At 38.8% G+C, this 15,537-nt stretch carries 8 protein-coding genes; 6 read left to right on the top strand and 2 right to left on the bottom strand.

Annotated elements, in window-relative coordinates:
- The first annotated feature begins 396 nt into the window (after positions 1–396).
- From B9A52_RS24795 to B9A52_RS26650, 3 genes are all read left to right on the top strand, one after another.
- Entirely contained in the window at positions 397–1,863 is a 1,467-nt protein-coding gene (locus tag B9A52_RS24795) for a cellulose synthase family protein (protein WP_084123243.1), read from the top strand.
- A gap of 467 nt (positions 1,864–2,330) precedes the next feature.
- Positions 2,331–3,047 (top strand): glycosyltransferase family 2 protein, encoded by a 717-nt coding sequence (locus B9A52_RS24785; protein ID WP_084123241.1) that lies wholly within the window; start codon positions 2,331–2,333, stop codon positions 3,045–3,047.
- A gap of 326 nt (positions 3,048–3,373) precedes the next feature.
- Entirely contained in the window at positions 3,374–3,544 is a 171-nt protein-coding gene (locus tag B9A52_RS26650) for a hypothetical protein (protein ID WP_157370293.1), read from the top strand.
- A 59-nt stretch (positions 3,545–3,603) separates the two neighbouring features.
- On the opposite strand, the gene B9A52_RS24780 is transcribed toward B9A52_RS26650, so the two are convergent.
- Positions 3,604–4,854 (bottom strand): IS4 family transposase, encoded by a 1,251-nt coding sequence (locus tag B9A52_RS24780; RefSeq protein ID WP_084123240.1) that lies wholly within the window; start codon positions 4,852–4,854, stop codon positions 3,604–3,606.
- A gap of 190 nt (positions 4,855–5,044) precedes the next feature.
- On the opposite strand from B9A52_RS24780, the gene B9A52_RS24775 reads away from it, so the two are divergent.
- The gene (locus tag B9A52_RS24775; protein ID WP_084123239.1) at positions 5,045–6,067 is read left to right on the top strand and encodes a polysaccharide deacetylase family protein; all 1,023 of its coding nucleotides are present in this window, start codon (positions 5,045–5,047) and stop codon (positions 6,065–6,067) included.
- A 10-nt stretch (positions 6,068–6,077) separates the two neighbouring features.
- Here B9A52_RS24775 and B9A52_RS24770 read toward each other — a convergent pair whose 3' ends face one another.
- A complete protein-coding gene (locus tag B9A52_RS24770; protein WP_084123238.1) occupies positions 6,078–7,904 on the bottom strand; it encodes an HAD-IIIC family phosphatase in 1,827 nt (608 codons plus the stop codon).
- A 414-nt stretch (positions 7,905–8,318) separates the two neighbouring features.
- Here B9A52_RS24770 and B9A52_RS24765 point away from each other — a divergent pair, with 414 nt between their 5' ends.
- Positions 8,319–8,723, top strand: a complete 405-nt coding sequence (locus B9A52_RS24765) for a hypothetical protein (protein WP_084123237.1) — start codon at positions 8,319–8,321, stop codon at positions 8,721–8,723.
- 195 nt (positions 8,724–8,918) lie between these two features.
- Positions 8,919–15,536 carry a type I polyketide synthase gene (locus tag B9A52_RS24760; RefSeq protein WP_084123236.1) on the top strand — a complete coding sequence of 2,206 codons (6,618 nt, stop codon included), beginning with the start codon at positions 8,919–8,921 and terminating at the stop codon, positions 15,534–15,536.
- Position 15,537 lies beyond the last annotated feature (1 nt).

Here is a 15,537-nt window from a genome sequence, read left to right as displayed (position 1 = left end):
ATTGGTTATGGTAGGTTTTCGTGCCTTTAGGTACGGAATATATGTTGTACCTAAAGGCACAAAAAAGAATCGATTCATCGTTTGATTCTACCCATATTCTGTCCCTATGGGACTTTGGTTCAAATTAGAATTAAGGTTTTCAAAAGTTTATACCAGGATTCTAAAATGTAGCAAATTAGATTTAAGATAAACCACAAAAATCTCATTTAATTTTAAGACGTCTTTGCAAAACTGACATTAAAATGGTAATTCTATACAATTCTCGGAAGATGCTGAATTTGACGGTTCTCCAGACTTCGGTCTTCCGTCTCCCGTCCTTTTTGTAAGAGGATTTAGGATGGCTCATAGAATAGCAGTTTCCAACATATATCACCAACAAAACTGATAAAAAGGTCAATGTATCTCATTTATTTCTTTCTGTTAATTTATGTTCTGGCAATGCTGTTTGTATTGGTTTACAGCTTTGCTCAAGCTCATTTATTATATCACTTTTTTAGATTTAAAAATAAACCTAATCAAACGGCTGATCAAAATCCGGATAAATTGCCAATTGTCACCGTTCAATTACCAGTCTATAATGAGCTGTATGTGGTGGAACGGTTGATCGATGCGGTTGCTAAATTCAATTATCCCACGGAAAAACTAGAGATTCAATTGCTGGATGACAGTACTGACGAAACTGCTGAGATAATTAAAAGCAGCATTAAAAAATATCCCGAAATTAATTTCCAATATATCCATCGAAAGCTTAGAACAGGTTTTAAGGCCGGAGCTTTGCGGGAAGGTTTGAAAGAGGCGAAGGGAGAATTTATAGCCATTTTTGATGCGGATTTTGTACCTGATCCTGATTTTTTGATCAAGACAGTGGGGCATTTCTCCAATGAAAAAGTGGGCATGGTGCAAACGAGGTGGACTCATTTAAACGAAAATTATTCTTTATTGACCCGCCTTCAGGCATTTGCCTTGGATGCTCATTTTATGGTAGAACAAATGGGCAGGAATGAGCAAAAGGTATTTATCAATTTCAATGGCACTGGAGGTATTTGGAGGAAAAGCTGCATCCTTGATGCCGGTAATTGGCAGGATGACACGCTTACTGAAGATTTGGATTTGAGTTACAGGGCCCAACAAAAAGGTTGGGAGTTTGTGTACAGACCTGATATCAAATCACCCGCTGAGTTACCGCCGGTGATGTCCGCCATCAAATCTCAGCAGTTTCGTTGGACCAAAGGGGGTGCAGAGTGTGCCACCAAACATTTGGGGGATGTATTGCGAAAGCCCTTTGGATTCAAAGTCAAGTTTCATGCTACAGCCCATTTGTTGAATGCGGTAATTTTCATTGCGGTACTTTTGGTGAGTCTCAGTTCTATCCCTGTATGGTGGGCCTTTTACAGAGGAATGATCCCTGAAAATTATTTTCAGGGGGCTGCTGTATTTTTGGTTGGTTTTGTGATTATTGCTTTGGTATACTTTGTTGCCAATTTGAGTTTGGTGAATTACAGTTGGCGAGGAGTAGGGAGGTTTCTCTGGGAGTTGCCCTTGTTCCTATCTGTATCCATGGGTCTTGCTTTGCACAATTCCCAAGCAGTTTGGGAAGGTTTGAGTGGCAAGAAATCACCCTTTATCAGAACCCCAAAGTATAACCTATCTAAGGAAAATAAGAACTGGAGCAAAAATGTTTACAATTCATGGAAAATCCCTTTAACCACCTATTTGGAAGGGATATTGGCTTTGGTATTTATAGCAATGGTTATTATTTCCGTTCAGACGAAGACTTATGAAATGTTGGTTTTTCATTCCATGTTGGCGGTAGGATATGGTTTGGTCAGTTGGGAGTCTTTTAGGGGAAGTAGGGTGGGGTAGTAGAGAGAAGCGAGAGGCGAGAGATTAGAGCCGAGAACCAAGATTAGAACCAAGAAACAAGAGCCAAGAGCCAAGAAACAAGAGCCAAGAAACAAGAGCCAAGATTCAAGAACCAAGAGCCAAGAAATAAAGCCTGTCCCGAGCATCTGGAATACAAGATCGACACGTCATTGCGAGGAGCACTACACTCACTGTTATGCTTATAATAATCCTTCGTGCGACGTGGCTTTCTCTTTAGGCGGATGAGGTTTATTTGTGCTATGGAGAATGAGAAGTGAGACAAGGAAGCCAGGAATTGAAATGCAAGAGCCAAGAACAGAGAGCCAAGAAACAAGAAACAAAGCCTGTCCCGAGCATCGGGAAGCCAAGAAGGGGTTGTCCGAAGTTTGTAGCGTCGTGACGTTGAGTATGGCGTTTGTAACGCTACTGGTACTTCTGAATAAAATATTCACCTGAAATATACATTAATGCCCAAATCAGAATCAACCCGTCACCCTTCCAACTTCACCATAGACGTCCTTATCCCGGCCTTTAATGAAGAAAATTCAGTAGGAAAGGTAATCAGGGATATTCCGCCTTTTGTCAGGAACATTATTGTGGTAAATAACAACTCCCATGATGATACTAAAATGGTGGCTGAAGCAGCGGGTGCAATTGTTTTGGATGAACCGCAGAAAGGTTATGGCAAAGCCTGCCTTACTGGGATGGATTTTATCAGAAATTTAAAACAGCAACCCGATATTTTGGTGTTTTTGGATGCAGACTATTCAGATTATCCCGAGCAAATGTCCGAAGTCATACGGCCCATAATCGAAGATGGCTATGATATGGTGATTGGTTCCAGGGCTTTGGGAAAAAGAGAGCGGGGCTCAATGACTTTACCGCAAGTATTCGGAAACTGGCTTTCGACAACTTTGATGAGATGGATATACAAGGTGGATTACACGGACTTGGGTCCATTCAGGGCAATCCGTTGGGAGAAGTTGAAAGCCCTTGGAATGGTGGATGAAAATTATGGTTGGACCATCGAGATGCAGATCAAAGCTGCTAAATTAGGACTCAAATCCACCGAAGTGCCTGTGGATTACCGTAAAAGGATAGGGGTCAGTAAAGTCAGTGGTACGGTCAAAGGGGTTTTTGGGGCGGGGTGGAAGATTTTGTGGACGGTGTGGAGGTATAGGTAGGTGGTTCAATTTTATTTTGTTTAACATGTTGTATCGAAAAATCGAATAAGGGAAATTTCATATTTGAGAAAGAAAAGAAAGGTCAAATTTCTCTTCAACGAAGATTTTATTTTTTTTAATAGAATACCTGCTTAGTGGAACAGCTAGGTTTTTAATCCAACCAATTTTAATTCAGCATTTCAGTAACAGGTTTTTAATTATCCGAAAGACCTGAATATTTAAAATGAATTGGTCTACTTCGAGGAAAAGTGATCATCACAGAATTTTTCTAATGTTAAAATTATATTCAAATAAAAATACGAAAAAGTCTCAAAAAAGGGAACGTGATGGAAAACAGTAAGCTTGGACTAAGACTTTGGCTTTATCTGATGACTTTCATGAGTGCCACCAAACAGGTTTTAAGTGCTTTAGAGAAAGCCTTTTCTACATGTTGGTTGTTGGTGAAAGTCAACCCTATTGGAGGATCTCAGAAAACAATACATATTTATTTCTATTAATTATTTACTGTCATCCGACTAAATTCTAAAACGTGGAAAGAATCCTTCTGACACTCTAATTAAGGGGAATTTTTTGAATTTTGAAAAAGACCCCCCTTATTTAAACTGAACAATTCAAATTGTACTATTTTCAGATCCCTGTCCAGACTGGATAATCTACCTGATCTGACAAGCTTTATCAGCGAAATGTAGGAGCACATGTTTATTGCTGCCATGTTTACGATGGTTACAAACTGTTCAGCTTCTCTGCACTGCCTGTGAATTACCGAAAACAACAAATTGGCTATCAGAGCTATCCACACCTGCGTTTTGATTCCCTCCATGCTGTCCGAGTAAAAATATCCCAGTTCAAAGTTTTGTTTCAGCTGTTTGAACAGAATCTCAATGTTCCATCTGTATTTGTAAAGCAGAATGACTGTACTGTCACTGTAGTCAAACATATTGGATACAAACTCCAGTACCTTACCGCTGACCGGGTCTTTGTAAATGATCAATCTTGCCTTTAAAGGGTCTTTTGTTGGGTTGAGCATGATTATCTGATCGGAAACTACCCCTCCATCAGCATATTCACTGATGTGGTTTGGCTGTCCTTCCAGAACCAGGTAATCTGCATTGTCATTGAGCCGGGTTACAAAATAGGCTCCTTTTTCGGTCCATTCTTTCCATTTTTGATAATTGACATACCCTTTGTCAAAGACATAAATTGCTCCTTTTTCAGCTTCAAGCTGTCCGAGAAAAGATTTATCGTTGCATGCCGCTTCTGTAATATGTATCAGGGCGGGCACGAAACCGCCCAACGGCATTTTGGCATGTATTTTAAGCCCTCCTTTCTTTTTGCCTGTCATCGGATTGCGTCCGGCACCTTTGAATACATCCACGAACAGCGAAATTGTTGAAGAATCAACGATTATAACTTTTCCTGTATCCACTTGCCCGGCCAGAAAGCTACATTCAACGGGGCTCAACTCTTCTTTATAATGTTCCAGAAGTTGCTGATAAATCGATTCAAACACTGTACTGTTCCGGTTGATATTGGCATCACTGAGCGTACTGACCGCAGGAAGTTTATCTATACCAAGATATGTTAGCCGGTCTTCGAGGAATAGAAGGTTTTTACAAAGACTGTTAAGTGAATGACATTTGGTGACGACACCATAGAGCATAAAGACAAGTTGCTTCCATGTGGTCATGGTCTTATAATACCTGTCACTCAGGTGCTCAGACACACAGAAGTCAACAATTTGACGGGGAAGAAAAGAAAGTAGCTGACAAATTACCGGTTGACCCGCAAGATTTGTATTTTTGGCCATGATGTTTTTGGTGTGGTAACTTCAAACATCGTAAACTTTGGCGAGGTGTCAAAACCTCGCCATTGTACTTTTTCAAGATTATCAAAAACACGCAGTGTTTTTGTCGGATGACAGTATTAATTATTTAATTATATTTTTTACTTTTCAACAAATATCCTGTTAAATTACCTTTTGTTTAAACTTGTTTAGGATGAAAAAACCTGTGGAATGGCTTATTAAGATAATCGGATTTGTAATCTGGCATTCAGCCTGGATACAACACATTTTAATTTATCTATCCGGTAACCGATTCAGGATTTTATATTATCATTTGGTGGCTGATGAAATACCTGATTATTACTTCAAAAACAAGGGTATTTCAGTAACGGATTTTAAACGGCAGGTTAAATTTTATAAAAAATTCTATAAATTCATCTCATTGGATGAGGCTATCCGTTTGCATGATTCCGGAAGTAACTTAAAAGGGTACATTTGTCTGACAACCGATGACGGGTTTAAGCAAAATTACACAACTATTGCTCAAATACTTTTTGAAGAGAATATTCCTGCTACGTTTTTCATTCTTCCTGAAATGGTAGATAATAAAAAACTCATGTGGAGAAATAAATTGGCAGTTATTCAAAATTCACTCACCTCTTTAGATTCCCGCATTTTAATGCATTCATTTGCCAAACAAAATAACCTATCACTACCCAAAAAAAATGAGAAAATACTAAGCTGGACCAAAAGGGTTTTTAGCATGAAAGATATAGAGTGGCTTTCCGATGAATTTTGGAAATTGGCGGGCATGCCGGACTTGAACCAATACATGGAAGACAATAAGCCTTACTTATCAAAGGAACAAATGTTGAAGCTACAGGAGATGGGGTTTTCTTTTGGTTCCCATACGCTTTCTCACCCTTATTGCAATAAACTTGATTTTTCAGAACTTGAACATGAAATCGGGGGTTCAGTTCGACTTCTTTCAGAAATCCTGAATTCAAATATCAATCATTTTGCATATCCATTTGGAGTGAGGCCAAATCCGGATTTGGAAAGAAAACTTATTGATGGGAACTTATTTGGTATTGTTTCACTATCCGGTATTTCAAATCGGTTGGATAACAGTAACCCTCTGAAATGGGAAAGAGACCAGCAGGAAACAGGTATTTATTTTGCTATGTTTCGTTTTTTTGTGCTGCCTTTCTTTCGGAAATTCATCAGAAAAAAATAGAATTGATAAGTTAAGTTTGAAATACCTTGTCAATAATTTTAACAATGCCTGAAATTTCATTTGTTTCAGGTTTTTCGTATATCATAATAATTGACGAATCAGATTCTGTTCCATTGATTTTAAAACCGGCAGAAATAAATTCATCTCTCAACTTATAATTTCGTTCAGTCGGTTTGTATAAAGCGTATACTTTATCCCGACCGGATATTCCGTAAACATCAGAAATCCATTTTATTACTGTCCTTTCAACGTATTTTTGGGCAACCCTGCAAGATAGAACGAAGTCTTTTATCAGAATAGATTCAGTTTCTTCCTGAATTGTCACATATCCAACAATCCCATATGTACCGAATTTGTCTCGACAACTAAAGGAAATACATTTGTGGTATGGGTTTTGTAACATTGATCTGAAATCTTTTTCTGCATACCTATTTGTGGATAAGTTTAATTGATTTGTTCTCTGAATTAGCTCGTAACACCGGATAATTTCCGCCTCGAGATGGGGAACAAACAATTCTATTTCAAGCATGCAGGATCTAAGGAATTTATCATAATCATTGCTATAGGATGCCAGAATTTCAGACCTTTCTATTTCTTTCTGATACATTTGCCTACGATTACGTGTCTCCTCTGATACAATTACATCTAGTTCATTATAGCTAAGTAAGTCGTTGATCTCTGTATCTTTATAAACCCGAACCTGTGGCAGGTTTTCAGATACCTCATTTCTCTCAAAATCCGAATCGTCTATCAATGCAAAAGTATCTATGTTGATATTGAGTTTAGAAGCTATTGTCTTTAGGTTTTCGCTTTTTTGACCCCAATTTATTGCTGGATGAAGAAAATATTCTTGTAAACCGAGTTTTTTTAGCATTTCAAATGCTTCGTCATGGTCATTTTTACTAACGATTGTTTGAAGGATACCTCTTTCGTCTAGTGCTTCAATCAGTCTTAAAGAATCAGGTTTTATAACCATTTTGTCACTAATTCTTTCAATTAATATGCCGTCCCAAAGCGTATTGTCTAGATCCCATGCGATACATTTAACTTTCTCAGATGGTTTTATTGCTTGAGTACCGACTTGTTTGCTTTCAATAAAATATGTGATAAAATCTAACCATTGAAATACGATCCTTGCCTGTTTATCATTTTCAGGGAAAATCCTGAAAATGCCGTTATTTTTTAATCTCATTTTACTTGATGAAATTGTATGCAGATTTTGTCCAGGCTTAATAACAACAGAGTCTTTAAATGAAATTTCATTATCCTTCCAATATTCCAATATGAGATTATATGAATCGTCTTCAAACGAATAACATTCAATAACAAATTCATCAAATGAAATATATTCAACTTGAGCAGCGGTATTTTTGGCTAAACTTCGCATAACAAAATAACCAGATCTACTAGCAAAATTCACAGCTTTTGGGCCAAAAACACCAGAAATTCCAGCAATTGAACGAGTTAAACCTTTATCAAAATTTTGCAACGATTTATGTTGCTTAATCGAAACATTTTTGGCATGCAGCTTAGTTTCTAGCTTACCCCATTTTCTAAAACGCAAATCAACACCGTAGCCAAATTGGCCATTGAAATCCTTATTTTGAATCATTCCATAATGAAAATTCATGCACCTGTTGTCCTTTCGCTTAAGGTACATCGGACAGGTTTTATAACATGCAGGCGGACTACATTCAAGGCAATGTTCTTCCCACCGAGTCACCTGAACTGACTTAATAGTATCTATCTTGGCCGAGAAAGTTGAATTTATAAAGTTTGGCGCAGGAGGCTCTTTTTCAAGGAATTTTTGCCGATGCGCCCATTCGGTTTGAAACATAGATTTATCGTTTTTATTGTTCGGTTTGATAAACAAAAATATCAACAATTGGTTTATGCCTTATAATTGTTTCCGCATCAGATTGCATGTAGATAAATAGGCGCAACAAACAGTGGGTAAAATCGTTTTTCGCTGAAATTTCATGGGTTGATCTTACTGGATGAAATCGTTTAAATAGTTCTGCGGAGATTCGTATGTGATGATTAATCGAATTCCAATAGTTTCCTTTTAAAGTTGTTTTTGCCCTTTTCGATCCGTTTTAGGTTTTCATTGGCAATATCTCTGTAAAGGTAAAAGTACTATAAAAAAATTAAAAACAAAGATTAAAAGTTTGTTAAGATCGTGGTTTTTTACTTTGAAATGATACGCACTCCAATCACCCCATAGGAAATTGGAATGTAGGTATAAAATAGAATGAATATCCAATATAAAGTTGGAAATAGGGATAGATTCATCGTATTACTTGCAGCTTTCCATACTTACCATAAATTTATTAGAAAAAAACTGTATTGTTTTTTTCTAATATTAAAATCTTCTTTAATTTTTTTGTGGATCCCAATTTTTGATTTTCTAAGCTTTTCCTCAAATTATTTAATTTCCCTAAATGAAAATGATTCCTTAATCGAAGAATTCAACCCCTATGCGGGGTTGAATGTGGAGGTTAGCACTCTAGTCTTGGCTATAGAAGAAAAAATTCTAGTAGCTGAACGTTTTCCAATCTATTTGGGTAGGGTACTAAAGGGTAAAATAATAATGGAATTAGTGTTTTTAATGAAAATAATTATAGTAATTCAGGCTTTATTTACTTTTGACTTATAAAAATAAGTCTGTAGTTTATCTTTTAAATAAATTATCTTTATTGATAAAATTCATTTTTTTAATGTTCACATACATAAAAAAACATTTTAAATAAAATAATTTGTTTTTAATAATTCAAAAACTAAATTTGTTTCTGATAGAATCCAACTTAAATTCTTAGTGTTTAAATTTTCCTTGACTATTATCTAAATCTTTATGCTGAAAAAGAGAATTTTAGATCGTTTCCTTGAGGTAGCCGTAATTCATCCAACTTTAACGGCTGTGGTTTTTAATGAAAAATCAATTTCCTATGGTGACTTGAACGATCGTGCTACTGTTTTGGCAAAAGCAATCAAGGAAATCTCTCAGGATGAAGAGATAATTGGAATCAGTACTTCGCGCAGCATTGAAATGATCATAGGCGTTTTGGCGATTTTGAAAGCGGGTAAGACTTACATGCCGATAGATCCAACCTATCCTGAGGAAAGGCATAAAAATATGATTGAAATTTCCTCACTTAAGTATGTCGTGGCATGTAAGGAGGAGGAAGAATGTTGGAGTAAACTTGGATTAAATAGAATTGGTTTTGAAGCCCAAAGCAAGCAAAAGGAGATTGATTTACCTCTTGAACCGCAGGAAGTTTACGCGGTATTTTTTACCTCAGGATCAACAGGCAAACCAAAAGGGGTGATGGTTACCACCCAAGGAGCAGTTGAATTGATTGAATACAAATTGAAAACTTCTAGGGCAGCAGGATTGGGTGTCAAAACACTGCAGTTTTGTCATTTGGGATTTGATATATCGGTGAAGGAGATTTTTGTTTCCCTTTCCTCTGGCGGTGAGTTACACTTGGTAGAAGAAATGCAGAGACTCGATGCCTACTACCTGCTCAATTATATCCAAAGCCATGAAATCAATACTATTTTTCTACCCAATGTATCGCTCCAATATCTGACAAATGCCGCAGTAATTTCCGGAATTTATCCAAAGAGCCTTATCGAACTGAATACAGGTGGGGAGCAATTGCAGATAAGTCCTCATGTCAGGGAATTCTTCAAAGAGCTTCCGGGAGCGGTTTTGAAAAATAACTATGGTCCTACAGAGGCTTCCATGTGGGCTTCTGATATTGATTTTACAGGTGATCCCGATTCTTGGGAGGAAATCCCCTCCATCGGATTGCCATTGGCAGCATGTGAGTTTTATGTGTTGAACAATTCGCTTGAACAAATACCATCAGGTCAGATCGGGGAATTACATATTGCAGGAAACTGTCTTGCAAAAGGATATCTCAACAGGCCCGATTTGACAGCATCGCGCTTCATCTCCTGGACATCTCCGGATGGAAAACAACTCAGACTATATAAGACAGGGGATTTGGTTGTATGCAAAGAAAACGGTCAGTACTATTTTCAAGGCCGGGAGGATGACCAAATCAAAATCCGGGGCAATAGGGTTGAATTGGGCGAGATTGAATCCGCCTTAATTAACCTGCCAAACGTGAAACACGCTATTGTAAAATTAGATCAGGACGATTCAGGAGCGAAATTCCTTTCAGGATATGTTTTATTTTCAGATCAAAAAAATGCAGATGTTTCAACAATTAAAACTGCACTAAAATCAAAAATTCCGGACTACATGATCCCGGATTATATTATAGCAGTCAATGAATTCCCAAAAACTTCCTCAGGAAAAGTTGACAAAAAAGCATTGCCCAAACCCCTTCATCAAAGACCTCAATGGGCGGACGCTTATGTTGCGCCTTCTTCTGAATTGGAACAGCAGATCAATACCGTTTTTACATCGGTATTGAATTATGATAAGGTCAGTATCCATGATAATTTTTTTGAAATGGGTGGGAATTCACTTAAAGCCCAAAAAACAATTGCAGCTTTAAAACAACGATTTGGCTTGGAATTGCCAATACTTAAATTATACCAGTTTCCTTCAGTTGCTTTGGTTGCACAATATTTTGAACAGGCCAAAAAACCTCGATTAATGGTTCAGAAAGTCAAAAAATCTGACAAGGAGAGTAGGGGAGTAGCCATTATCGGGATGTCCCTGAAATTTCCCGGTGCCAATTCTATACAAGATTTTTTGGAGATCCTCAGGACAGGAAAAGAAACCATTCGCTTCTTTAGTAAGGAAGAGATTGATGCCAGGATATCCGACAGCTTCAAAAACAATCCCCAATATGTGGCAGCCCGCGGAATCATAGAAGGCTATGATACCTTTGATGCTAATTTTTTTGGTCTGAATCCCAAATTGGCTGCAATCGCAGATCCACAACAACGAAAATTCCTGGAATGCGCCTACGAACTCCTGGAAGCAGCAGGTTACAGGACTGCAGATGAACCTCTACCCATTGGTGTTTATGCCGGCTGCAGCCCAAATACTTATTTTGTCCACAATCTTATTCCAAACAAAGCTAAGATTGAATCATACGGGGAATTTATGATCAATTCCTTGAATGAAAAGGATTATTTAGCATCAAGAACTGCTTATCACCTGAACCTGACCGGCCCTGCCGTAAGTGTGCATTCGGCTTGTTCCACTGCATTGTTGGCTGTTGCTCAGGCTGTTGAAGCTATTAGGTCTGGAAAATGTTCCATGGCAATAGCGGGAGCATCAAGCATCAAATCTCCGGTTTACAGCGGGCATTTGCATGATGAAGGATCTGTATACAGCAAAGATGGTCATGTCAAATCTTTTGATGAGGCTGCCACAGGTACTGTATTTTCGGATGGTGTGGGTGTAGTGTTGTTAAAAGATTTGGATCAGGCAATTGCAGATGGAGATCAAGTTCATGCGGTAATCAAAGGAATTGGTATCAACAATGATGGCGGGGGAAAAGGGAGTTTTTCAGCCCCGAGTGCCGAAGGACAGGCAGGTGCGATTTATGCAGCTATTCAAGACGCCGGCGTTTCTCCTGATCAAATTGGCTATTTGGAAGCCCATGCTACAGCGACGCCGCTTGGTGATCCCATGGAAATTGAAGGCTTGAAACTGGCATTTTCCGAATGTACCAAATCAAATTCCTGTGTCATAGGTTCCTCCAAAAGTAATATTGGCCACCTCAATGCGGCAGCTGGAATCGCCGGGCTTTTCAGGGCAATTTTAACCATTAAGGAAAAACAGTTCTTCCCTCAGGCAGGATTTCAAAAGTTGAATCCCGCAATTGATTTTGAGCACTCTCCTTTTTATTTGCCCAATGGACTATCAGATTGGGAATCAGACCAAATAAGGATGGCAGGGGTAAGTTCGTTTGGAGTTGGAGGAACCAATGTCCATGTGATTCTTGAAGAAGCCCCCATTCCAGATGCTCTTTCAGAGGAGCCAAAATCTTATTCCTATCCTGCTTATCTATTCCCTTGGTCAGCTAAATCAGAGGAAAGCTTGGAAGAATATGCCTTGAAACTTTCGGATTTTATTTATGGAAATCCCAATGTGGATTTGGATACAATCAGTTCTGAATTGCTACACAGGCGGATGGGATATCCGTTTAGGAAGTTTATAGTCGCCTCTGATCGTATGGAGCTTATAGATAAATTTGCCCAGCCTGTTTCAGCCAAAAAACAATCGGAAATAATAAGTGAAACAGTTTTCCTATTTCCTGGTCAGGGAGCTCAGTTTTTGAATATGGGCAAAGAGCTTTATCAGTATGTGGAAGTCTTCAAAAAATCGCTGGATACCTGTGCATTGATTTTAGAAGAATTTGCTGGGATTCAAATACTGGACATCATATTCCCGGAAAAGGAAAATGAGGAAGCAGAACTCTTGTTAAAGGATACACAATATACCCAACCAGCTATTTTTGCAGTGGAATATGCTTTATCCCAATGTTGGATTGCGCTTGGGATCAAACCGATTATTCTTTGTGGACATAGTATTGGAGAATTTGTGGCAGCACATTTATCCGGAGTATTTAGTTTGGAAGATGCACTGAAACTTGTAGCCAAAAGAGGCAAAATGATCAGTAGTTTGCCTGGTGGGCATATGTTGTCAATCAGGTGCAAGGAGGAAGAAATCAAGTTCCTATTACCCGATTCTCTTTCACTCGCAGGTGTGAATGGAGAAAACCAATGTGTGGTAGCCGGTAAAAGAGAAGATATAGCTGATTTTGCGGATCTGTTGGAAACCAAAGATATCCCCTCCAAAATATTACAGACAAGTCATGCTTTTCATTCCTATATGATGGATCCCATCCTGGAGGATTTTGCAGATTTTGTCGCGACAATTCCAAAGTCCAAGCCAAGGATTCCAATCGTCTCCACTGTGACCGGAGATTTTATAACCGATGATCAGGCCCAAAGCGCTGAGTATTGGACCAATCAGCTGCGGAATGCGGTTAGGTTTGGCGATGCCTGTCAAACCTTATTGGAGTTGGATTTGCCATTGTCTTTCCTTGAAGTTGGGCCGGGGAATGTCCTTACTTCACTGATACGGCAAAATGAAAAGTCAAAAGGAAAAGATTTTTACAATAGTTTAATAAAAAGCCCAAAGGCATCTGACTTTAAGTTTTTACTTACCCAGGCAGGCCAATTGTGGCAAAACGGTAAAAAAATCCATTGGGAAAACCTAATGCCTATGAATCCGATAAAAGCAGAAATACCCACTTATGCTTTTAAAAAAGAAAAAATATGGATTGAAGCCCCGAGTTCAACAGAGAAAATAGTTAACAAAAAGGATAATTTTTCCGTATCAAATATTACCCAAGTTTTTGAGAACAAATTGAATCACCCTACCATGGACAGAAAGTCTATAATCAAAGAAAAACTTGTTGCATTGATTCAGGATAGTACAGGTTTGTCTGTTTCTGATGAATCAACTTCTTTTATGGAGCTTGGCTTTGATTCCTTGCTACTTACCCAATTGGCTTCCAGGATCAAGCAGGAATTCAAGGTCAATGTTACTTTTAGGCAATTAAGTGATACCCTAGGCGATGTCAGGGCATTGGTTGGGCATCTCGAAGAACAGTTACCTCCAGAAATGTTTGTGGAAAGCATTCCACCATCAAGTCCACAAAATATCGAGACCCCTTCTTCTCGGGAATATAATCAAATTCCGCATTTCTCTCAATTGGAACAAATGCCTTTGACAGGAAACAATGTTGAAATCATGCAGGTCCTTTCGAAACAATTGGAATTGATGACTCAACAAATCAATTTGATGAGTGGAAGATTGACTGCAAATACGCCTGATTCCAAAATGAATCCGGCTGTTACTGTACAAAAACAGGAAATAGCTGAAAATCCCAGTAAAAATAAAACAGCCATAATCCCTCCAAATGCGCCAAAAACCTTTGGTGCCATGGCTAAAATAGATAAGGTTTCGGCAGCGACAAGCCCTGAACAGGATGCATTTATTCAACAGCTCATCCAGCGGTTCAATGAAAAGACGAGAAGCAGTAAAGAATATACCCAGAAACATAGGGCCCATATGGCTGACCCCAGGGTGGTTTCCGGCTTCAAACCAAATACAAAAGAAATCACTTATTCATTGGTGGTAGACCGTTCGGAGGGCAGCAAAATCTGGGACATTGATGGCAATGAATATTTGGATGTATTGAATGGATTTGGAGCTATTCTATTTGGCCATAGACCGGATTTTGTTCAAAAAGCAGTCAAGGAGCAAATGGAAAAAGGCTTTGAAATCGGTCCACAACATGTCTTGGCAGGTGAGGTGAGTGAATTGATCTGTGAATTGACCGGACATGAAAGAGCTGCACTTTGTAATACAGGTTCAGAAGCTGTTATGGCAGCCTTGCGTATGGCCAGAACAGTTACAGGAAGGTCTTTGGTGGTATCCTTCAACAATTCTTACCATGGCACATTTGATGAGGTAATTGTCAGAGGCAGCAATACAAAAAGTTACCCTGCTGCGGCCGGCATTATGCCCTCCCAAGTAGAGAATCTTCTGGTCTTGGAATATGGCACCGAGGAGTCTTTGGAAATTATCAGAAAGCGAAAAGACGAATTGGCTGCCGTATTGGTAGAGCCTGTTCAAAGCCGCAGACCAGAATTTCAGCCTGTAGAGTTTTTGAAGAAAGTGAGGGAAATCACCTTGGAAAGTGGGACTGCTTTGATTTTTGATGAAGTTATAACAGGCTTTAGAACCCATCTCAAAGGGGCTCAAGGACTTTTTGATATCAAAGCTGATATTGGGACTTATGGTAAAGTAATAGGTGGAGGCTTACCGATTGGTGCTATTGCAGGCTCTGCTACTTTTATGGATGCCTTGGATGGAGGATATTGGCAATATGGGGATGATTCCATGCCTGAGGTGGGCGTTACTTATTTTACGGGAACCTTCGTCCGTCACCCATTAGCTTTAGCAGCAGCCAAAGCTTCCTTGGAATATTTCAAAAATGACAACGGAGCATTGCACGCCGATTTGAAACAGAAAACTGATAGAATTGCAGACTCCTTGGACAGTTACTTTAGTGCAAGGAACCTGCCTTTCTACATTGCCCATTTTGGTTCCATGTGGAAACTTAAATACCATCAGGAATTACCCTATACAGACTTGATTTTTATTTTAATGAGGGAAAAGGGCATTCATATTTATGATGAATTCCCATGTTACCTGACTACTAAGATTACTGAAGAGGATGTAGATAGAATCATCTCTGCTTTCAAAGAGTCGATCGATGAATTGATGAAAGCAGGTTTTTTCGGAGGCTTATTGCAATCCCCTGAAATGGCGCAAAAATCAACCTACAATGAACCGCCGATCCCAGGTGCCAAACTCGGCAAAGATCCCATGGGAAATCCTGCTTGGTTTATAAGGGATGAAAATAATCCCGGAAAATTCATTAAGGTCCTAAGCTCGATTTAAT

The organism is Aquiflexum balticum DSM 16537 (genome assembly GCF_900176595.1).
GTDB lineage: Bacteria > Bacteroidota > Bacteroidia > Cytophagales > Cyclobacteriaceae > Aquiflexum > Aquiflexum balticum.
Note: the sequence above shows the minus strand (reverse complement) of the source record. Positions and strands in the feature narration are given on the sequence as shown.

Excerpts from the sequence above, each read along its gene's own strand:
- B9A52_RS24795 (WP_084123243.1), top strand. The coding sequence starts at position 397 with ATGTATCTCATTTATTTCTTTCTGTTAATTTATGTTCTGGCAATGCTG.
- B9A52_RS24785 (WP_084123241.1), top strand. The coding sequence starts at position 2,331 with ATGCCCAAATCAGAATCAACCCGTCACCCTTCCAACTTCACCATAGAC.
- B9A52_RS26650 (WP_157370293.1), top strand. The coding sequence starts at position 3,374 with ATGGAAAACAGTAAGCTTGGACTAAGACTTTGGCTTTATCTGATGACT.
- B9A52_RS24780 (WP_084123240.1), bottom strand. The coding sequence starts at position 4,854 with ATGGCCAAAAATACAAATCTTGCGGGTCAACCGGTAATTTGTCAGCTA.
- B9A52_RS24775 (WP_084123239.1), top strand. The coding sequence starts at position 5,045 with ATGAAAAAACCTGTGGAATGGCTTATTAAGATAATCGGATTTGTAATC.
- B9A52_RS24770 (WP_084123238.1), bottom strand. The coding sequence starts at position 7,904 with ATGTTTCAAACCGAATGGGCGCATCGGCAAAAATTCCTTGAAAAAGAG.
- B9A52_RS24765 (WP_084123237.1), top strand. The coding sequence starts at position 8,319 with ATGAATATCCAATATAAAGTTGGAAATAGGGATAGATTCATCGTATTA.
- B9A52_RS24760 (WP_084123236.1), top strand. The coding sequence starts at position 8,919 with ATGCTGAAAAAGAGAATTTTAGATCGTTTCCTTGAGGTAGCCGTAATT.